Annotated in this window: 16 protein-coding genes and 4 tRNA genes; 4 read left to right on the plus strand and 16 right to left on the minus strand. The window is 63.2% G+C overall.

The features are described 5' to 3' along the window. Nucleotides 1–135 precede the first annotated feature (135 nt). Nucleotides 136–2,553: a helix-turn-helix transcriptional regulator gene (locus KI794_RS12675; protein WP_255808304.1), complete on the plus strand. Its 2,418-nt coding sequence runs from the start codon at nucleotides 136–138 to the stop codon at nucleotides 2,551–2,553. Nucleotides 2,554–2,607: 54 nt separating this feature from the next. Here KI794_RS12675 and KI794_RS12680 read toward each other — a convergent pair whose 3' ends face one another. Continuing rightward, complete coding sequence (locus KI794_RS12680) at nucleotides 2,608–3,069, minus strand: tRNA (cytidine(34)-2'-O)-methyltransferase (RefSeq protein WP_119284835.1); 462 nt, start codon at nucleotides 3,067–3,069, stop codon at nucleotides 2,608–2,610. A 77-nt stretch (nucleotides 3,070–3,146) separates the two neighbouring features. On the opposite strand from KI794_RS12680, the gene KI794_RS12685 reads away from it, so the two are divergent. After that, nucleotides 3,147–3,572, plus strand: a complete 426-nt coding sequence (locus KI794_RS12685; RefSeq protein WP_255808306.1) for an ester cyclase — start codon at nucleotides 3,147–3,149, stop codon at nucleotides 3,570–3,572. Here KI794_RS12685 and KI794_RS12690 read toward each other — a convergent pair. The 7 genes from KI794_RS12690 to KI794_RS16290 form a co-directional block, all read right to left on the minus strand. Continuing rightward, nucleotides 3,569–3,997 (minus strand): hypothetical protein, encoded by a 429-nt coding sequence (locus tag KI794_RS12690; RefSeq protein WP_119284837.1) that lies wholly within the window; start codon nucleotides 3,995–3,997, stop codon nucleotides 3,569–3,571. The two genes, KI794_RS12685 and KI794_RS12690, sit on opposite strands and share 4 nt — an antisense overlap. A gap of 13 nt (nucleotides 3,998–4,010) precedes the next feature. Beyond that, nucleotides 4,011–4,469, minus strand: a complete 459-nt coding sequence (locus KI794_RS12695; RefSeq protein WP_255808307.1) for a DUF6389 family protein — start codon at nucleotides 4,467–4,469, stop codon at nucleotides 4,011–4,013. Nucleotides 4,470–4,490: 21 nt separating this feature from the next. Beyond that, complete coding sequence (locus KI794_RS12700) at nucleotides 4,491–4,994, minus strand: FBP domain-containing protein (protein WP_255808308.1); 504 nt, start codon at nucleotides 4,992–4,994, stop codon at nucleotides 4,491–4,493. A 212-nt stretch (nucleotides 4,995–5,206) separates the two neighbouring features. Then, the gene (locus KI794_RS12705; RefSeq protein ID WP_255808309.1) at nucleotides 5,207–6,673 is read right to left on the minus strand and encodes an amino acid permease; all 1,467 of its coding nucleotides are present in this window, start codon (nucleotides 6,671–6,673) and stop codon (nucleotides 5,207–5,209) included. 296 nt (nucleotides 6,674–6,969) lie between these two features. Then, the gene (locus KI794_RS12710) at nucleotides 6,970–10,236 is read right to left on the minus strand and encodes a Calx-beta domain-containing protein (protein WP_255808310.1); all 3,267 of its coding nucleotides are present in this window, start codon (nucleotides 10,234–10,236) and stop codon (nucleotides 6,970–6,972) included. A 317-nt stretch (nucleotides 10,237–10,553) separates the two neighbouring features. After that, on the minus strand, nucleotides 10,554–11,873 hold the full coding sequence (locus tag KI794_RS12715) for a DUF6138 family protein (RefSeq protein WP_255808311.1): 1,320 nt from the start codon (nucleotides 11,871–11,873) through the stop codon (nucleotides 10,554–10,556). A 127-nt stretch (nucleotides 11,874–12,000) separates the two neighbouring features. Further along, nucleotides 12,001–12,735, minus strand: coding sequence for a GNAT family N-acetyltransferase (locus tag KI794_RS16290; RefSeq protein WP_370647815.1), 735 nt, complete (start codon nucleotides 12,733–12,735; stop codon nucleotides 12,001–12,003). A 104-nt stretch (nucleotides 12,736–12,839) separates the two neighbouring features. On the opposite strand from KI794_RS16290, the gene KI794_RS12730 reads away from it, so the two are divergent. After that, entirely contained in the window at nucleotides 12,840–13,592 is a 753-nt protein-coding gene (locus KI794_RS12730) for a glycosyltransferase (protein WP_255808312.1), read from the plus strand. Further along, a complete protein-coding gene (locus KI794_RS12735; RefSeq protein ID WP_119284845.1) occupies nucleotides 13,571–14,629 on the plus strand; it encodes a lysylphosphatidylglycerol synthase transmembrane domain-containing protein in 1,059 nt (352 codons plus the stop codon). Before KI794_RS12730 ends, KI794_RS12735 begins: the two co-directional genes overlap by 22 nt. Nucleotides 14,630–14,802: 173 nt before the next feature. Here the strand turns inward: KI794_RS12735 and KI794_RS12740 are convergent, their stop codons facing one another. From KI794_RS12740 to KI794_RS12775, 8 genes are all read right to left on the minus strand, one after another. Then, nucleotides 14,803–16,041, minus strand: coding sequence for an MFS transporter (locus KI794_RS12740; RefSeq protein WP_255808313.1), 1,239 nt, complete (start codon nucleotides 16,039–16,041; stop codon nucleotides 14,803–14,805). Nucleotides 16,042–16,292: 251 nt separating this feature from the next. Then, nucleotides 16,293–16,369, minus strand: a tRNA-Asp gene (locus KI794_RS12745). Nucleotides 16,370–16,504: 135 nt separating this feature from the next. Continuing rightward, nucleotides 16,505–16,577: transfer RNA gene (locus KI794_RS12750), tRNA-Phe, on the minus strand. An 85-nt stretch (nucleotides 16,578–16,662) separates the two neighbouring features. Continuing rightward, nucleotides 16,663–16,736 (minus strand) — tRNA-Asp (locus KI794_RS12755). A 27-nt stretch (nucleotides 16,737–16,763) separates the two neighbouring features. Further along, nucleotides 16,764–16,836: transfer RNA gene (locus tag KI794_RS12760), tRNA-Glu, on the minus strand. A 130-nt stretch (nucleotides 16,837–16,966) separates the two neighbouring features. Next, nucleotides 16,967–17,251: a hypothetical protein gene (locus tag KI794_RS12765; protein WP_119284861.1), complete on the minus strand. Its 285-nt coding sequence runs from the start codon at nucleotides 17,249–17,251 to the stop codon at nucleotides 16,967–16,969. 96 nt (nucleotides 17,252–17,347) lie between these two features. Beyond that, nucleotides 17,348–18,703: a M18 family aminopeptidase gene (locus KI794_RS12770; protein ID WP_255808314.1), complete on the minus strand. Its 1,356-nt coding sequence runs from the start codon at nucleotides 18,701–18,703 to the stop codon at nucleotides 17,348–17,350. A 4-nt stretch (nucleotides 18,704–18,707) separates the two neighbouring features. Beyond that, entirely contained in the window at nucleotides 18,708–20,261 is a 1,554-nt protein-coding gene (locus KI794_RS12775) for a leucyl aminopeptidase family protein (RefSeq protein WP_255808315.1), read from the minus strand. Nucleotides 20,262–20,276: the final 15 nt, after the last annotated feature.

The following is a 20,276-nucleotide window of genomic DNA, read 5'->3' on the forward strand; positions in this document are numbered from 1 at the left end:
ACGAACTACTGAGGTGTGAGTTCTGGAACGCACATTGGGGGTGTTGCGGACACCCACTCATTGGATAGTGTCAGCACAAGTCGCGCTGCGTCTCTTGATAAGTAGTTCTGAGCTCAACTGGGAGTTTTCTAGGACATGCACCATAAGACCGTGTTCCACTCGGAACAGCTCGAGATTGCCTCCGAGCTGTTGAACCGCGGTGAGCTCGTTATCATCTCGGCTCCAACAGGCAGCGGGCGAACTCATTTCCTTGCCGGCCTCCAATCCCGCATCGCCTCGCAGCAGTCCTTCATCGTAAGCACGACACTCCCCCACGCTGCCGAGCAGCTACGCGCAGTCCCTCCGTCGGCGACGATCCTCATCGATGCACTCGAACACGCGGACGCAGACTTCCTCGAAGCGTGGGGCGAGCGCGTCCAATCCGCAGAGTCCAGCGCCGCGGTGATCGACCCTACTGGTTTTGACAGCTCGTTCCGTGGTCTGCTCTCTGGGTCAGCCAAGCTCTTCGACACTGTCGATACGGTGATGGACGGCGCAACGAGCATTGGTCTCCCCCGTCTTGCCGATGACGCACTCGCCAGACTGCTTCACGAACACAGCACCGACGTACTCGATTCCGGCATGCTGCACGCAATTACGCGGCTTGCAGACGGCCGCCCGAAGTGGGCGCTCGCCTTGCTCGAGCTCGCAAAGGTCGGCGGAGTCGCTGCGTTTCCTCGGCCCGAGATCCTGACCTCCCAACCCACCGGTCTAGCAGCTTCTGCGCTCAGGAGCGTCGCACGAACAGTGAGAGATCTCCCGCCCGAGTCCGTCACGGCCGCGGTCCTACTGTCGCGGTTTGACCCACTGGATCTGAAGGGTATCGAGGATCTGGTCGGTAGTCACCACACCGAGCTCTTGCTTCGGCAAGGCATTCTCGCGTCAGTCGGCACGCGTTCGCTCTATTACGTGCCACCGTTCGTAGCATCCGCGATTCGCGACCTAGCACCGACAGATGCCCTCACCGTCTTCGAAGACACGGCGCAAGAACGGCTGCTTGCAAAGTACTCGCTCGGATTTCCACTCTCGGTGAGCGACGCCGTGTTTTGTAGCCGCCCGTTTACCGCAGCAAGACCGCAGGTGGCCGAGAAGTACTCGTCGCTACGAAGCTCACTGATCGAGAAGACAATTGTCGAGCTCATTGACTTCGGCGAGGAACAGCTCGCAAGATCGCTACTGCTCCGCAGCACCGACACGCAAGTGCTGTTGAGCCCAACGCTCCGCGCCGCTGTCATCGGGGCACTTGTCGGCCCCGAAGCGGGCCTCTCCCACATTGGGCCGCCGCCAGAGCACGATTCAAACGCCTTTGTCGGCTGGCTGGGCGTGCACTCGAGGCTGAGCGAGCTCGCCCTCACCCCGTCGGCACCTGAAGACATCTTCCCAGCTGACCGAGCAGAACATGATCTCGAACGGGTCGTGTGGCTCTTCAACCGCTCAGCAATGCTCACCTCCGAACAAGTCGCGTTCCTTGAGCAATGTGGCCGCAGCCACGCTGACACGACCACGGGGATGCTTGCAGACACACTTGTGAATCTCGACGCAGCTACAAAAGGGGAGCTCTCCCCCGGTTCGTGGATCGAGCGCGCGGGCCCCGTCCCTCGCACATCGTCACAAACGCTCACCGAACTCCCGCATACATCTGGAATGGTGCTGCTTTCCCAGGCGCTCACCTGTTTTGTGCTCGGCAAAGGACCCGTGTTCGCTCCCGAGTTCGTCGACATTGCCCGCCGAAGCCCACTCTATGAATTCCACGCACGATGGCTTCGCCACTACGAAGCGTCGGCTACGGCGCTCGCCTGCGGAGACCTCATCCGGGCACACCGCGAATGGGGACTCCTGATTGGCACCGCCCCTCACCTCATCCCGTTGCGAGTCGAGGCGCAGCTGAACTCGATCCATTCGGGTCTTGGTCACGCCGCTTCGCCTGTCGCAGCCCTCGACACACCCGACGTGGCGGCTAATGATTCAGAAGCACAGCTGAGGCTCTTCATGTATTTTGCGGGCAAGCACGCAACTCTTGCGCAGCATCACTCGATCCCGTTGGCCGGCGACCGAACCGCACCACTCATGTCTCTCATGCGCGCACATCTCACCGCTGCCGCAGCCGAGAATCCCCGCGAGTTGGCCCGTATCGCGGAGGTGTTGCGGCAGCGTCGAGCATGGGCCCCAGCCCTCTACGCTTTGGGCCAAGCGCGGGAGATTTTCCTAAGCCGGAGATCTGGCGTTGCCGCAACCGAGTGCGCAGAACAAATTGATGAGCTGGAGCGGGAGATTGCGCACACCGTGCCAAGCTACCTGCGACGTAGCACCCTCACAAGCGACTATTTGCACCTCACCGCGCGCGAGCGTGAGGTTGCGGCGCTCGCCGCTGAGGGACTCGCGAACAAAGCGATTGCGGCCCGGCTGCACTGCAGCATTCGTACCGTGGAGTCACATATTGCCCAGGCACGCGCGAAGCTCGGGGCTGCGTCGAGAAAAGACCTCGCGAACTATCGGTCGCTGTTCGAAGCCTAACGCACCTTCGTGAGGCGCCCGGATTGACCAGCGGGACGAGGGCTGTACGCGCCTCTACGCCGCCCCTGCGAAACCCTGCTGGCGCCACGCCTCGTAGCTCGCGATGGCCGCACAGTTTGCGAGGTTCATCGAGCGCGGGCCAGGGAGCATCGGAATCCGGAGGCGGTCAGTAATCGCCGGGTGGTCCAGGATTTCCTGGGGCAGCCCGGTGGGTTCTGGCCCGAAGAGCAGCACGTCGGTCGGCTCATACGCAACGTCAGTGTACGGCCGAGTTGTTCGAGCTGTGAACGCGAAGACCCGTGCGGGCGCGAGCGCTTCAAGCGCTGCCTCGAACGAATCGTGCAGGTGAACGACGGCGAGATCGTGGTAGTCGAGCCCTGCGCGCTTCAGTTTCGAATCCTCGAAATCAAAGAGCGGGTTCACGATGTGGAGCTCAGCCCCAGTGCCTGCCGCGAGGCGAATCGTGTTGCCGGTGTTGCCAGCAATGCGGGGCTCAAAGAAGAGGATACGAGTCACCCAGACAGAATACTCCTCGTGCGCGAAACAGCATCCCGCCGCGCAGCCCGAGATAGACACAGCACTAGAATCTGATCATGAGTCGCAGCACCGCAGAGACTGTCCGAGGGTTCCTCACCGAGGTGCGTAGCGGGGCGTCACCCGAACGCGCCGCGCACTACATGGCAACTACCGTGCTCGCCCATCAGGTGCGCGCCGGGGCGCGCACGACGCTTGAGCGCGGCGCCGCCAACTACACCGAGCACGTCGAAGAAATGCTCGAGATGTTTGGCCCATTCGAACTCGTCGTCGACGAACTGCTTGTCGACGGCGACCGCGCCTACGCAAGGTGGATCCAACGGGGCCATCACGTTGGCGACATCGACGGCCACGCGCCGACAGGCAGGCCGATCGAGACTATCGGGAGCGCCGTGTATCGCGTCGAGGGCGGCTACATCGTCGAGTACTGGATTCAACAGGACGCCGCGGGGCTCGCCGCCCAGCTTGCAGCTGCCGGGGCCTAAAGGGCCATCCAGCAGTACAGCCCAGCGCCCTCCTCGGCTGCCCGCCGCGCCAGATCGCGCCAGTCCCGCAGCATCGGAAGCAGCTGTTCAGGATCGCCGCTCCCCCAGAATTCCTCGGTCTGCGACCAGGGACCGACAACCTGAGCAAGCTCGTCGTCTGATGCGGAGGCGAGCGCTTCGGTGAAAGCATCAGGCATAGAGACGACCCACGCGCTCTCGTCATCGGGGTCGCTGACGAGTCTTGCCCAGGACTTCTCGGCCACGATCTCGTCGTAGTCTCGCCCGGTGAGGAGGGCCAGCAGCGTTCCAGCCTGCACCGTGGCATCGACTGCGTCGACGGCGGGGAGCCCAGCTGGTCCCTCGCCAACGGCCGCAGCCGCGGCCTCGTGTGAGTCGGCGATGAAGTACGTGTTGATCACTCCCATGAGAAGCCTCTCGTCAAATATTGTCCGCGACAACTGCGCCGTCGGGTGATTCGATACGCCAGATCAGGCCGTCGTCCTGAGCGGGGAGGAGCGGCCGCAGCCAGGTGGCTACGGCCGCTACCAGTGCATCTTCGAGGTCATCGCGCGACCACCCGGCTGGTCGGCCTGGCACCTCGGGCTCCCAGCCAAGTTCTCCCCAGAGGACTCCAAACAGCTGGCGTTCGTCGTCGAAGCGGCGATCGAGAGCGAACCCGTCGCGCCCCTCGAAGCGTGCCCACACGTCAAAGGGCCCTTCGCCGTCTTGATCGACGAAGACATTAATGACGATTGCATCGGCGCTGGCCGTTCCGCCTGCGCCGTCACCTGCTGAGGAGGTTGCGGCGCTGGCGAAGCGTTCGAGCCTTGCTCTCACAGTGTCAGAGCGTACTTCGAGCAGCGGGTACAGAGCAGTCTCGTAGTCGCGCTGGTCCATGCTGCCAGCGTAGCGCGGCGGCTACCTGCCCGCCACGAGCATGTCGGCGAAGCCCGCGACCTTCAACCGCAGCGTGTCGATGCGCTGCGCCCGAGCCCTAGCGACGTCAAAGCCCTCGTATGCGGGCGGCGGATCGTTGCGCACGTTTCGGGAGCATTGGAACTCTCGGCACAGCAGGATTCCCACAGTGCTGCCCTTTCGGCCGGCCTCGCCCGCTCGCTTCGCGGCCCAGAACACGACTTCGTTCGGTAGCCGAACGTCTTGGCACCAGTTGCACATGGCCCGCGAGCGCGGTGTCGCCTCTGCCTGGGTGAAGGTCACGCCAACAGGGTCCCCGCCGAATGTCGGCAGCACTGCGTAGGCGCGGCGCACATACTTCGGGTCGCGCCAGCCGTAGAAGTCGAGCTCGGCCCAGTCGGCGTCCGTCAGCGTTTCGAAACCCGCCGGCAATGAGAGTTCCTTCGTCTCTCTGCGCGACGCGTTGACGAACGATGAACGAATGAATGATTCTGTGAGGGGTTGCATGAGTCAGCCTTTCGGGTACCAACCGCACGAGCGCGGAAAAGTCCCCAGAGTAATGAGAAATGGGTGCACTAAACCCGCGGCGGGTGAGCGCTCAGCGCTCCCGCCGCGGGGGCAGTGTAGTCACTCACCGTCAGCAAGGGCTTCGCTGACGACCTCCTGACGCTGCGAATACAGCTCTCGGTAGCTCATGAGTTCGAGTGTACTCTCGCGGGCTACTCCACGCTCTCAGCTTCCTGCTCGTTTGCCTTTGCTGCACGGACGCGAGCGAGACGCCGGCGCACTGCCGGCCAGAACACCGCGAGTACCGCGACCGATACGAGGCTTGTCCAGACCTGCGTTCGGGTACCGTCGCCACTCACGACCATGATGACGACAATGCCGATTACGGCAAGGATGACGAGGATCCCCAGCCACGGGTGAAGCCACATTTTCAGTTCTAGGCCCGCGACCTCCTCTTTTGACATTCGCTGCCGCATGCGAATCTGAGTCGCCGCGATGAAGGCATACACGAACAGTGCAACCAGACCGGCCGAGTTCATGATGAAGTCGAAAATGCCAGACTCGGGTGCGGCGAAGTTCACGATGACCGCCGCATAGCCTCCGAGCGTCGACGCGATGACTGCTGCGATCGGCACGCCATTGCGCGAGCGCTTTGCAACAATCGCAGGTGCATAGCCCTGCTCTGCGAGCGCTGCAAACATGCGCGCTGCCGAGTAGAGGCCCGAATTCAGCACCGAGCAGACAGCCGTTAGTGTGACTGCGCTCATGATCGCGCCAGCAGCCGGGATGCCGTAGAGGGTGAAGACGTGCACGAAGGGGCCTTCGACCTGCGGGTCGGGCAACTCGTTCCACGGGACGATGACGACGATTAGGAACACCGCGCCGACAAAAAACAGCAGAATTCGCCACACGACAGTCGTCGTTGCTTGCCGCACGCCCTTCGCTGGGTTCTCTGATTCAGCTGCCGCCATCACAGCGATCTCAGTGCCGAAGTACGAGAAGATCACGATCGCGACGCCAGCGATGACTGGCCAGATTCCGTTCGGCGCAAAGCCACCGTGCTCCCACAGGTTCGGCAGCGAAAAAGACCCACCAGGCCAGAGCCCAAAGGCGAAGAGTACGCCGACTCCAAGGAAGACGACGATTGCGACGACCTTGATGCTCGCAAGCCAGAACTCCACCTCGCCGAACGATCGAACGGAGACAACGTTTGTCACCGTGAAGATGAGCATCATCGTGATCGAGAACACCCACTCGGGAATTCCGGGCATCCAGCTATGGAGGATCGCCCCGCTCACAACCGCTTCGAACGCGATGACGCCGACCCAGAAGTACCAGTACAGCCAGCCGACGAAGTAGGCCGCCCAGTCGCCGAGGCCAACCCTGGCGTACTCCATGAAAGACCCTGTGGTTGGGCGCGCCGCCGCCATCTCGCCGAGCATGCGCATCGCTAAGAAGACAAGCACCCCGCCGATAAGGTAGGAGACGAGTGCCGCAGGGCCCACCGATCGGATGACGTTGCCCGAGCCGACGAACAAGCTCGCGCCGATGATTCCGCCAAGCGTGATCATCGTAATGTGGCGCGAAGCCAGCTTCTTGGACTTAGCGGTGCCCTTGCCAGGCACCACCTGTGCTACTGAGGTCGCTGGTGAAACCGGCTTGTCGTAATTCGCTCGCATACCTGCCCTATCGTCGCGTCTCTGCGGATGCACACAGGCTACGCAGCGCACCGATTCGAGCTAAACGAACTTCTGCACAGTCCTGCGGTCAATATCGTGCAAACCCATCTTCGCTGCGATTTCCCTTGCCTGCTGCTTCGCTCCCAACCGAATCCGGTATGCCATGGCACAAGAACGGCGGTTTCCGGGCCCGAGATTTCCCCTATTCTGGGGGGGGTCAGGCCCGTGAACTGCGGAGCGGGCCCCGCCCAGCCGGTGTTGGCCGCGCGGAGCCCGCCCCTCAGATCGCAGGTCTCCTACTGAGTGCGCCGCATGCGCATCAGCAATAGCGCACCGCCCGCGAGGAGGGCGAGCATGGCCGCGCCAGCGCTCAATCCCAAGGTCAGTGGGCTCGCACCTGAGTGAACGAGTGGGTCGCCGGGCTTCTGGTCCGGGGTCTCAGTGGAACCGTCGCCGGGGCCTGGCTTGGGGTTGGGACCACCGTCAACACCGGGCTCGGTCTCCTTTTCGTAGGTCACAGTTCCGACTGCTGATCCTCGATCACCAATTACTGCGTGCGCAGTCGGCTCTGAAAGTGTGAGGGTCAACGATCGTTCCCGGACATCAGATGTCATCTTTGTCGTCGAGATGGTGACTACCTTGTTCGTGGCATCTCCCGCAGACCACGTCACCACCTCATCGACCGCCTCAAAGTGTTCGCCAGCAACCGCCGTACCATCAACGGACCTAACCCGAACGCTCGCTTCGCCCGTCCACGGGTCCAACTCCGCGTCGGTGCGCGACAGCGTAAAGGTGAGCGCATCACCCGAGGCGACGCGGGCGTCGCCTCCAAACGCAACCACCGTAGTATTCGGAACCGCCGATTCGAGCGTGACCGTGGCCGAACTCCGATCGGCGACCACGTTGAATGCGCTCGGCTCTGGCTGCAAGAGCTCAACCTCGAAGATTCGCTCTGGGTCGCCCGCCGGCACCGCGAATGACTCGATCGTCACAGTTTTCGGTGCCGCATCGCCAGTGGCCCAGGTGAGCCGTTCTGAGTAAGCAGCGTAGTGGGTCCCCGCGAGCGCCGAGCCATCCTTCGTCGCAACAAGCACGCTCGCCTCCCCTGTCCATGGGTTCACCGCGGCGTCGTTCCGGCTGACCTCGAACGAGAAGTCAGTGCCTGCGCGCCCACGCTGATCCGCGCCGATTGTAAAGGACGTCGCGTCTGGCTGGGGATAGGTGATCGTCAAGCCGCTCACAGCGCGTGGGGCAGGCTTCGCATATGGCTCAGGCGGGTCCGCGGCTACCACCCGAAGTGCCAGGACGCGGTTCGAGTCGCCAGCGCTGCCAGGAGTCACCGTAATTGTGAACTCCTTTGCCGCAGCGTCACCCCGTTTCCACGTGAGGGGCACAGTCGCCGAGTAGTCGTCGCCATCCGTCGCCATCGGGTCGTAGATCTTCACCGCAACCTTGGCGTCGCCCGTCCATGGGTGGTGCATGCTGTCGGTCCTGGTAACTGTGAAGGTGACGTCCTGCTCGCCGTCGCCCGGAACGTGCCCGGGCTGCTTGGCTGCCGCCCGAACAAGCTGTGGCTTGCTGATAGAGAACTCTGAGGGCTCAGGCTGCGGATAGCTGATCGTCAGATCAGTGGTGAAGCCCCCGCCCAGTTCAGTCACGTTTGCGGGTGTGGGATCAGAGAGTTCGACTGAGAGCGCGGCCTCGTCGGTTCCAGCCTCACCGCCGAGAACTCTCACGCGCACGGATTTCTCCGTCGCAGTTTCACCCGGCGCCCAGGAGACCGTCGTATCGAGTGCCTCATAATGTGAGCCCGCCTTCGCGGTTCCGTCCACGGTCCGAACGCGGACACTTGCTTCACCCGTGTACGGGTTTTCTGCTGCGTCGGTGCGCGTGACTCTGAACTCAACTTCGACGTCGCCATCAGCGACAACGTCTTGGTCCTCGCTGATCTCAAAGAAACTCGTGTTCGGTTGCGGCACGGTGATGTCAAACCGCTGCGTCATGGCGTTTCCAAGCGCGTCCGCGACCCGAATTTCGAAGGTCCAATCTCCCGACACGTCGGGCGTTCCAGTCAGCGTGACGCCATCTACGGTCAGCCACGCGGGAACGTCGCCGGAAAGCGTCATCTCGGCCATTGGGAAGCCATCAGTAAACGTTACGTCGCGATACCACGCCTCGCCGAGCGGAACCGTCGCACTGTCCTCGCTCGTGATCGAGCTCCACACAATCGGCATCGCAACCGTACCGGTGAAGCGATCATTCTTCTTGCTTTCCTCAGCGAACGTGTACTCGAGGTCGGGCCAGGCCTTGATCACCTCGATCTGCATGAGCGGTAGTTCAGGGTCAGGGATCGGCGCGAGGTTACCCCCGGGGGCAGGGAATGAGCCATCGCGCTTCGCAAGCTGTCCGGTTGCATCGTGACGGAACATCTTTGCGCCCCTCGGCACATACTTCGCTTCGCCCGTGACCTGCTGCGCGGTCACCGCGAACGCTCCCGTCGCGGCCGCCTCGGGAGCCTCTTGGAATCCTTCGAGCGACGAGATCGCATTGCCCAGAGCCTGCAGACTTGTGAGGCCGGTGAGGCCGAAGAGCGGTTCAAGTGACGTCGCACCGATCGCATTCATGTGAAGCCGCGTGAGCTCGGGTTTGTTTCCCAATGCACCGAGGTCGTCACCAATATCGGAGTTGTAGTTCACCTCAAGGGTGCGCAGGCTTGCCATCCCTTCGATTCCGTCGAGACTCTGCAGCTTTGCGTAGTCGAAGCTCAGGTTGCGCATCTGAGTAAGTTTCGAGATGGGCTCAAGCGTCGTGATATTCGTATACCCGGCACTGATGTTCGTGATCTTCACCAGGTCTGACAGCGGCTCAAGCGTCTCGACGGCAGTTTTGTAGACGCTGACTGACGTCAGTGACGTGAGCTCGCGAAGGGGTGAGAGATCGACGAGCAGCGGGTTCTGCGACGCCGTGAAGTCGCGCAGTGTCGTGAGACCGCGAAGCGGTGACAGGTCAGCGAGCGTTACGTTTCGTGAGACGTCGAGTTTGTTCAGTTTGGCAAGCGCGCCAAGCGGTGCGAGATCAGAGAGCTCTGGGTTCCCGGTGAGGCTCAACGTCGTGAGTCCCGTGATGTCCCCAACGTCGGCGAGTGAGGCGTTCGTGACATGCGCGTCTGTAAGTGTCAGGTTGTTTAGTTTCGGCATCGCTGCCGCAGCCGCGAGCGAGCCAGCCGCAGAGAAGTCGTGCGCTCCGCCAGCAAAGAACATATTGGTGATCTTCTGGGCGTGCTCAATGCCGCCAAGTGATGTCACCGCAAACTTGCTGCTACATGAAAGCCCAAAGATCGTGTTGAGCTCCTCATAGCTGACGGGCTCACTCGGAGTTCGACCGCCTCCGAGTTTCTCGTTGACACAGGCGAGCAGTTGGTCGTCCGCAAACTGCACGAAGTCACTTTGGGTACCCCCGTCGTCGGCGAGCGCGGGCGATGCGCCCAGAACTGCGACGCCGCCAACCATAGCGAACGCCGAAATACCTGCGAGCAGTCTCAGACCCCTCGCTCGACGTTTCATTGGTCCTGGATCTGCCAGCGCGCGCACTATCGCTCCCCCTTGCTGTCTGTTCACTACGTCATGAATGCGTCGGCCAGCAGCGCGATCGAAAGAGCCCTCGCAAACGCTGGGTTTCGACGACACAGGAGGCCAAATACAGGCGCCAGCCTATCCACAAAAAATGTAGGGGTCTAGTGTTTTGTGTGCCAAAATTAAGTGCTTCCAGGGAATTCACTATGCACATTCCCCGCACCCCGACCGCCATAACCACGGCAGGCTCGCGGCAACGGCGCCCAGACACTCGAAGAGTCGTGCGCTCCTTCTCGCAGACCGTACAGCTAGGCGAAAATCGCCTCGTAGGACGCACGAAGCCCCGGCTCAGCACCCTCAATGATTTTTGCGCCGGCGCGGCCGTCGGCTCCCCTCGTCTCAGCTGCGCTGCCCCATATGGCACAGAGCGCGTGGCGCCACGCATAGTCATCCGATGGCTCGCCCCGCAGGGTCGCGGCGAGCGCCGGGACGCCACTCGGGCCACTCGCCACGCCAACTCCGCGGAGGGTGAGAAGCGCGGTCAGGCTGCGCTCATTCGCGACAAGCGCTGGGTAGATCTTGCGGTGCTGCAGCTCTTGGATGTTCCCGGCGCAGGCGAGTAGATAGTCGACCCCGGTTTCGTCGAAGCCGTGTGCCTCGATGTACCCGGCCAGAAAGTGCCCGTCAAGCGACTGGTGCTCACCGTCGACCTCGCCAAGGTAGTCGAGCACGAGCGGCGTGAATTCAGTACCGCCAGTTGCGGCCTCGGCGATCCCGAGCGCGAACACAGCGAGCGTTCCCGGCATCGCGCAATTCTCGCCCTCGAGGTTCGTGTACCAGTCGTACTCACTCATCGCAGCCCGCGCGTAGGCCGCAATCGCTGGCCAGAGTTCGGGGTAGCCGACGGCGCAGGCGAACAGCTGGTTCACTGACTTTCTCGGCAGCTTGTTCACCGGCAGGTATTGCTTTGTCGGTCCGCGGAACTCGAGAGCGTAGGAGCGTGGGAAGTCCGTCGTGTCGAGGAGCCTCGTGAGGTAGCCGAGCACCGCCGCGTAACTTGCAGCGTTCTCATGTTTCACGGCGATCTTGATAGTCGCGAGTGCATCGTTCGCCTTCGCGGTGACGCCCTCGGCTTCGCCAGTCCCGAGGAACGCGGCGAGCTCCTTCGGCAGTTGGCCTGTGCCCTCCTTCTTCAAGCGTGCGGGCAGGCTGCTGCCGAGCTTTGTCACCCAATCGAAGATGCGGTTCGCACTCACAGACGCGTAGCTCGGGCCGTGCTTCAGTTCACCAACAGCGACGTAGCATGCGAACTCGAAGAACGACTCTGGCAGGTGACTCACATCGACGTCGTCGCGCAGCTGCCAGTCAGGGCTCCAGTCGTTGCCACGATCCTCGAAGTAGGGCGCACAGAGCCGCTGTTCAACCCACTGGGTCAGTGCGAAGGTGATGTCGTGCCATCCGAAGATTCTCCGCATGCGCTCAGCGAAGGCCCTCGCAGCGGTCGCATCAAACTCGTCGGCGGGTACGAGACCGAGCGCGTACTCAAGCACCGCGCTGCCAAGGATCTTCTCGCCGTCAGTTTCGAACCCGTGCCCCCCTGCTGAGCACCACCCGCCTCGCGGTGCCATCGTTGACGGCCTGAACCGTGCGCTCAAACACCGCCCGCGCATGCTCATCGCGGAGAGCATCCTCGAAGACCAGGTACTCGATGCCAGTCATATGCACCGCCGCCTTCTTTCATGTGGCGCTCGATGTTTATCTCTCGGGGAGCGCGAGGTGAATGAGTGGGTAGGGACGCCCGTCACCGTCGAGCTCACTGCGTCCAACCTCGGCGAAGCCGCGGCTCACATAGAACCCGTGAGCGCCTGGGTTCTGCTCGTTGACGTCAACGCGGGTCACACCGAGCCGCTCGATCGCATGGGCGAGCAGCGCGCTCCCCACCCCGGTGCCTCGTGCTGCGTCGTCGACGAATAGCATCTCAAGGCTGCCCTCGGCTACTCCCGCGAAACCGACTGGCACACCGTCACGCTCGGCAACAGCGAGCGTCACAGCAGGGAAGTAGGCATCCGCAAGGTTTCCCTCGATCCTTGCAAAGTCTTCCTCAGCAAGGAAATCGTGGGTTGCCCGCACGGCGCTTCGCCAGATGCTGACTAGCGCCGAGTACTCCTCGGGCCCGCGCGTGGTGCGAATCACCTGACGCGCTTCGCCGTCGTGCACGGTGAGTTCAAGTTCAACGAACGCTGCGATGAGAGCACGGTAGGCGCTCTCGACAACGTCGGGCGACGCTCCGTGCTCGGCTGCCAGCCCGCGGACCTTGTGGATGACCTGTTCGACACGGTCCGGCGCCCGCACCGCCTGCTCATCGGTCTTCATCAGCCCCGCCGCTTCAACCCAGCGTTGTCGCCGCGCAATGAGCTCGACGATTTCGCCGTCAAGCTCGTCGATGGCTGCGCGCACTTCTGCGAGCGTCGGGGTCTCTTGAGTGCTCATCGATCCAGAATATCGCGGCTACTCTGCCGGGGTAGCGCTGACGCTACCCCGAAGCTCGCGCGGGGGCCATCGTCCTGCCGGCAGATTCGGGAGTGAATGGAGGGGTGACGATTTCCCCGCCTCCGGCCGAACTGCACAACCCGACAGTCTCAGTCGTGATCCCTATGCACAACGAGGCCAGAATCATCGCCCGCTGTCTCCGGGCGCTCGCCGGGCAGAGCGAACCAGCCGACGAAATCATCGTTGTCGACAACGCATGCACCGATGGGAGTGACAGGATCGCGGCGCGATTCCCCGGGGTGCGCGTCGTGACTGAGCCCAGGCAGGGAGTGACGTTTGCGCGAACCGCCGGATTCGACGCTGCGCGCTCAGAGGTCATCGCCCGGATCGACGCCGACACCGTCGTGCCGCCAACATGGATCGCGCGCATCCGCGACGACTTTCGCGATCCCACACTCGATGGGCAGGGCGGTGGCGCCGCTATCGCGGAGCTCTCCCCCGGACCACGGCTCTGGTTCGCGTGGTGGTATCGGGGATTTCGGTTGTGGCACCAGCGCAGCATCGGGGTGCGCCCCATGCTGTATGGATTCAACAGCGCGTTTCGTCGGCGGGCCTGGCTCGAGGCCCGCCAGCTCGTCGGGCACGGTGACGACCTGGTGAGCGAAGACGTTGATGTGACGATCGCGTTGCTGCGCACCGGGCACCGGCTGCGGTACGCTCCTGACCTCATCGTGCAGGCGCGCCTGTTTCGCTCGATCGATGGGAAAAAGCTGAGTCGGTACTACGAAACAGACAGCATGACGCTCGCACGGCACCGCTACGGGAACCAGAGGAGATGGGCGGGCCGCGCAACGTGAGTGCGGGCTGGGTGCGCTCCCCCAGGTTCTGGGTCAGCGCGGTCACTGTGCTGCTCGTGGCGATGATCGTCGCAGCTGCTTGGCCGACGCTTGTCGACGCCGCCCGCAGTCTTCCGCTCGTGAACCCTGGAGTAATGGCGCTTCTCGTCCCTGTGCAGCTCGCGAGCTTCGCACTCACCGGCGAGGCACTGTTCTCGTACCTTCGCGCTCGAGGCGAGCTCCACGGGTTGCGCCCGCTTACCGCGATGAGAATGTCACTCGAGTTCAACTTCGCGAATCACATGCTGCCATCGGGCGGCGCTGCCGGCATCACTTACACGAGCTGGAAGCTCGCGAGCCTGGGGGTTCCTGCAGCAAAGGGCACGCTCGCGCAGCTTGCACGCTTCGCAGTGACGTTCCTGTCGTTCTGCATCTTGTTGCTTGCCGCAGCGGCGTGGCTACTCGCCAGCGGCACTGGAACCGCGGCAGTACTCTGGTCGGCCGCGGGCGTCGGCGCACTCGCACTTGGCGCAACGATTGGTGGCGCACTGCTGCTGCAACGGAGGCGCGCACTGCACAGGTTCGCTGGCGTCGTTGTGAAGGTCGCGAACTGGGGCGCAAACATCGTCGGTAGGCCCGCCGGCGTGCAGACGGGAAATGTTGTGCGTTTCTTCGACGGGCTGCATGTCGAACTGCGGGAGACCCTTCGTGCCCCGCGCGCGCTCCGCACCCCGTTCACCTTGTCATTTCTCGTGCATGCATGCGATGCCGGGCTGTTCTGGATCGCCCTCGCCGCCTTCGGCATGCACGCCGACCCGGCGCTCGTGTTTGTCGCCTACGGGCTCGCGACAGTGACGAGCATGGTGGTGACGACCCCCAACGGCGTCGGTGTGTACGAGGTCGTGATGATCGGCATGCTCGTTTCAGGAGGACTCCCCGACGCGCTCGTGGTTGCGGCGGTCACGCTTGCACGGGCGATCCTCTTGCTCGGCACGATCATGTTCGGGTGGGCGTTCTACCAGCACAGCGTGGCACGGAGTGGACGGCGAGGGCCCTGACGGGCAAGTCCTCGTGGTTCCCGAGCCTCGCGCCGGGCACGGTGCTCAGCTCGACCACTACCGAAGCGAGCGTCGTGAAGGGCTAAAGCCTCCAGGCGGCAAGAAGCCCCTCCGAGGAGGGGCTTCTTGTTGTAGTGCGCGATTGCGGCGGCGCCGAGCCGTATGGCGCGGCGTTAGCGTACGAGCGCCTCCGCTGGCTGCGCACGCCGCACGTCCTTCGCGAAGCTCGGGAAGCAAAGGTTGAGCAGCGCTGTCGCGACAACCATCCCGACGAAGCCGAGAACGTAGTCGCCGGTTGAATCCTTCACGAGTCCCATCACATACGGGTAGACGAATCCGCCAACGATGAAGCCGATTCCGAGCACGAAGCCATTGACTGCGCCAGCCATGCGCGCGGGCACCGACTCGGTTGCGAGCGCCAGGGCGAGAGGCATTCCGGTGTAGACCCCGAGGCCGACGAGCGGGAGGCAGATCGCTGCGAACACGTAGTTGCCTGAGGCAATGCTGACGGTGAGGGCACCCATGAAGAGCGTCATGGCGAGGCCCGCGAGCAGGATCAGGTTCTTTCGCTTGCCGAGGCGGTCCGAGATGAGACCAAAGATGATCGACGTTGCGACACCGGCGAGCACGTAGCAGGAGGCGAAGAAGCCGGCCGCCGTTGTCGACCAGCCTGCGTCCTCGATCAGGATCGTCGGCATCCAGACGGCCACTACTGCGAAGATTCCCCACTCGCCGATAAAGAAGGCAGCTGCGACCAAGACGTTGCGGCTGAACAGCCAGCTGACAGCCGACCGGCCGCTGGCGTCTGCTTCCTGCGCGGCCTCTTCGGCCGGGGCTGGCGGAACGTCCTTCAGGAAGAGCGCGGCGATGACAAGGACAACGATGAGGAAGACGCCGCCGATTGTCGAGCCGGTGCGCCAACCGAACGCGACGAGCACGATCGCGAACAGATAGAGCGCGAAAACCGACCCGATGCCATCGGTCGTGAACATGACGCCGAGCGCAATTCCGCTCTTGCGCTCGCGCTCGAACCAGTTAATTGCCATCGTGTACGGCCCGACGAACAACAGCCCAACTCCGAGGCCGCTGATTGCGCGGCCGAGCATGAGCATGCCGTAGTCAGGCGCAAGCGCGAAGACGAACTGCCCGACGATCGCGGCGACAAGGCCAACGAGGATGATCTTCTTGATTCCGATCCTGTCGCCGATCACTCCGGCGAATGGCAGGATGATGCCGCCAACGAGGGCGGTAATCGAGGCGAGCAGGCCGGCCTGGCTCGCGCTGAGCGACAGCTCTTCGGAGATCTCGAGCAGGCTCGGGGTCCATCCGATGTAGGGGATGAAGCAGGCGATGAGAACCAGGTAGGACAGGCTCAGCATCACCCACTTGGTTGTGGGGCTCGTCTTAGTCATGAAGGCGCACTTTCCATCTCGGCATTGAGAACAAATTCAACAACGAATTTGCATAGAGAACAGCAACCAAACCACTAGTTTGCTGCCAGAGCAAAACAATATAGCTAATCTTGCTCATTCACAAGCCCAAGGTCGCGAACACTGGCGCTGGGACCAAAACCGCAGCCCAAACTCCGCGCCAACAGCGCCCATCGCGCAGGTGAACTCGCCCAAATCGCAATGAAGCCCCTCCGCAGAGGGGCTTCATCCAATGGCGACCCTGACGGGACTTGAACCCGCGACCTCCGCCGTGACAGGGCGGCGCGCTAACCAACTGCGCTACAGGGCCATACATGTTTTTCAATTGCGCCTTGCTCGCCGCACCCCTCGCCCACAAAGTGGACAGGGAACGGGTCTGCAAGAAAAGAACCCCCACGAGTAGAAGCCTCATGAGGGTTCAGCAGCGGTGTAATACTCCGCTACGTGGCTCCGACCGGCATCGATCCGGTGACCTTTCGATTTTCAGTCGAACGCTCTACCAACTGAGCTACAGAGCCAGACGATCGTTCGAACTGGGTGACCAACTCTGGCAATCGCCGTTGGAATGAAGAAACCCTTCCTTAGAAGGGCTCCTCAATCCAGCGACCCTGACGGGACTTGAACCCGCGACCTCCGCCGTGACAGGGCGGCGCGCTAACCAACTGCGCTACAGGGCCATTCATATTCAATTGTGTTCGGTATAGTGACCCCAACGGGATTCGAACCCGTGCTGCCGCCGTGAAAGGGCGGTGTCCTAGGCCGCTAAACGATGGGGCCGAAGCAATTTCTTGCCGTGCTACCGAGATATGAGCTTAGGGCACGAATGCCGCGAGACGCAAATCCCGGCGAGCAACCGGTATCCCTGGCGTGTCGCAGTTGCGCTCCCGCCACCCGGAAAATCTCGCGTCTACCCGCCGAGGGCGCGCTGCACCCGGTTGAGTGAGATGTTCTCGAGTAATTGCACACCGTCACCGGTGCGCTGCTCAAAGTGGTACCCCATCTTGCCCTGGCTGAGCATGCCAATGAGGTACGGCTCGTTCGCATTCCACATGATCCATGTGGGCTGCCCCTGCATGTTCGGGCCGAGGAAAGTGAACTCAATCGCCTGCTGCCCGAACCGCTGAATGTGCGGCATCAACCGATCCGTAGGGAGCGCTAGGACCTTTTCACCTTGCCGTTGCACCTCACTCATGGCCTGATCCTATCGAACAGACATAAGAATTTCGATGAAGAAACGCTCAGCCGCGCACTCGCGTGCGCGGCTGAGCGTCGTTTCGTGAACTCGCGACTAGGCGCCGGCGTAGAACGCACCGATCGCTCGGGCGAGCCCATGCAGGTCATCGACGTGCGCAAGTTCGCGTGCTGAGTGCATCGACAGCAGCGGAACGCCGACGTCGACGGTACGGATCCCGATCCGTGTCGCCGTGATCGGACCGATCGTCGAGCCGCACGGAACCGTATTGTTCGACACGAATTCCTGAGTTGGTACTCCAGCCGCCTCGCAGGCGCGCTGCCAGAGCGCGGCGCCGTGCGCGTCACTCGCATAGCGTTGATTCGCGTTGATCTTCAGCATCGGCCCCTTGCCCGCGAGCGGGCGCACGTTCGGGTCGTGCTTTTCCTGGTAGTTCGGGTGCACCGAGTGCCCGGCATCTGCGGACACACACCACGACGCTGCGAGCGCGCGTGCGGCCTCATCCGGCGTCGCACCGAGTCCAGCGCGCAACCTGACGAGAACGTCCTCCAGGAAGGGTCCTGCGGCACCAGAGCGTGTCTCGGAGCCGAGCTCCTCGTGGTCAAACGAGGCGAACACTGAGATCGTGCCGGGCGCTGGCTCAGTTTCGATGAGCGCGACAAGGCCCGCGAACGTTGAACTCAGATTGTCGAGCCGTGGTGATGCGAGAAACTCCGCTTTCACTCCGATCCTGCTCGCCGCTTGCGTGTCATATAGCCGCACGTCGGTGCCCGCAATATCGTCTTCCCCGAGACGGCCCGAATCGAGAGCCAGTTCAGCCGCGCTTGCGCGGTCGAAGGGTTCCCCTGGCTGCGGCAGATTCGCCGCGGCCGCGAGCAACTCCATCACCGAGGTGTCGGGCGCGGAAACCGCAAGGATCGGCTGCGTGTGGCGCTGCCGATCGAGCGTCAGGCCCGAGTTCGCGTCGCGGTCGAGGTGAATCGCGAGCTGCGGGATGCGAGCGACGGCCTGCGTGCAGACGAGCCGCTCCTCCCCCGAGCGGGTGACGATGCGCCCCGCGAAGCCGAGGTCTCGGTCGAGCCAGGAGTTGATGAGCGGGCCCCCGTACACCTCGACGCCCGCCTGCGACCAGCCTGCGGCCGTGAAGTCAGGCTGCGGCTTCAACACGAAGCCGGGCGAATCAGTGTGCGCTCCGAGCACGCGCACGGGGCTCGTCGCGGAGACGCCCTCACCCGCGCGCCAGGCGATGATCGCCCCGTCGCGCACGACGACGCCGCGGGCGCCGGATGAGACCGGCCCCCACGCGTCGTCTTCGGCGAACTCGGTGAACCCCTGGCTCGCGAGCATCGCTGCCGAGAATCGCGCCGCGTGGTACGAGCTCGGCGATGATCCTACGAAATCGATGAACTCACTGATGTATCCGTCGCGACTCTCAAGCAGCGTCTCGGCCATTGCGCTAGTTCATCTCGCTTGACTGCGGAGCATCGGTCGCTGCGGGCGCAGTGAATGCTGCAGCGAGCTCGGTGAGCAGGCGCGCGCCGAAGCCTGTCGAGCCGGTCGATCGCCACAGGTCGTCGCTCGCGACCTCCATCGTCGGCGCGATGTCGATGTGACCCCACGGCACGTCGGCGACGAACTCATTGAGGAACAGAGCAGCGAGGATCGCGCCACCGTACGGGCCGCCGATATTCGACAGATCGGCAACGTTCGACTTCATCTGGTCTGCGTAGCGGTGATCAAGCGGCATCTGCCAGACGCGCTCGTCGGTGAGGTCCGCCGCGGCCGCGAGCTGAGCCGCAACCTCGTCGTTGTTCGCGAATGTCGCCGCGGTGCGGAGCCCGAGAGCCGCCATCGCGTTGCCGGTCAGCGTCGCAATGTCGACGATCGCGTCCGGACGATCAGTCTCCTCGGTTGCGAGCACGAGGCCGTCTGCCATGACGATGCGGCCCTCGGCGTCGGAGTTCTTCACCTCGATGGTCTTGCCGCCGCGGATCGTGAGCACGTCGCCGATCTTCGTCGCGGTGCCAGAGAGCATGTTGTCGGTGCACATGAGCCACCCGGTGACCTTGTTCGTCACCCCGAGCTCGCGCAGGCCGAGCATCGCCGAGAAGACGGCGCCCGCGCCCATCATGTCCATCTTCATGTCGCCCATCGACGTCGGCGGCTTCAGGCTCACGCCGCCCGAGTCAAACATGATGCCCTTGCCGACGAGGCCAAGGTGCGGGGTGTTCGTGGTAGCGCCCTCCGGTGTGTAACGCAGCTTGATCATGCGCGGCTCGTCAACCGAGCCGGCGTTCACGCCGAGCAGGCCGCCGGTGCCGAGCTCGACGAGCGCGTCGCGGTCAAAGATCTCGACCTCCAGGCCGAACTCGGGGCCGAGCTTCGCAGCAATGTCGGCGAACTTCTCGGCTGTAAGGTGCCGCGGCGGCGTGTTGCCGAGGTCACGCGAGAGCGAAGCTGCGCGTGCGAGCACGAGCCCGCGATCTGCACCCTCCCGGGCTGCAGCCTGATCCGCATCGGAAACGCCGAGGGTCAGCGTACTGAGTGCAACATTCTTCGCCTCGCCCTTCAGCGCCTCAAAGCGGTAGCGAGCGAGCACGGCACCCTCAGTGGCGGCGAGCGCGGCGTCGCGCGCGCTCAGCGTGTCAGAGGTCACGCTGGTGAGGTCGAGGGCGAGCGCCGCGGACTCACTCGCAGCACGGGTGAAGGAAGCGACGGCGTTGCGAAGCTCAGCCGCCGAGGTGATGCCCTTACCTGTGCCGACGAGCACGCAGAGCGTCTTGCCGGGGAGGCGAAGCGTCTGGCCTGCCTTCCCGGTGAATCCGGCGGCCGCAAGTGACTCGCGGGTCTGGCCGTCGAGGTGATCGCATGATGGCAGATCCCCCTCGGCGGCGATCAGGCACGCGCGGACTGGCGCTGCGATGACATCGGCGACGGAGCCGATGACAACGTCAGTTGTCTGCGCGAGCGAAGGAACAGGATCGAAGGATGGGTCAATCACTACACTCATGACCCCAACCCTACT

This window comes from Leucobacter aridicollis, from assembly GCF_024399335.1.
Lineage (GTDB): Bacteria > Actinomycetota > Actinomycetes > Actinomycetales > Microbacteriaceae > Leucobacter > Leucobacter aridicollis_A.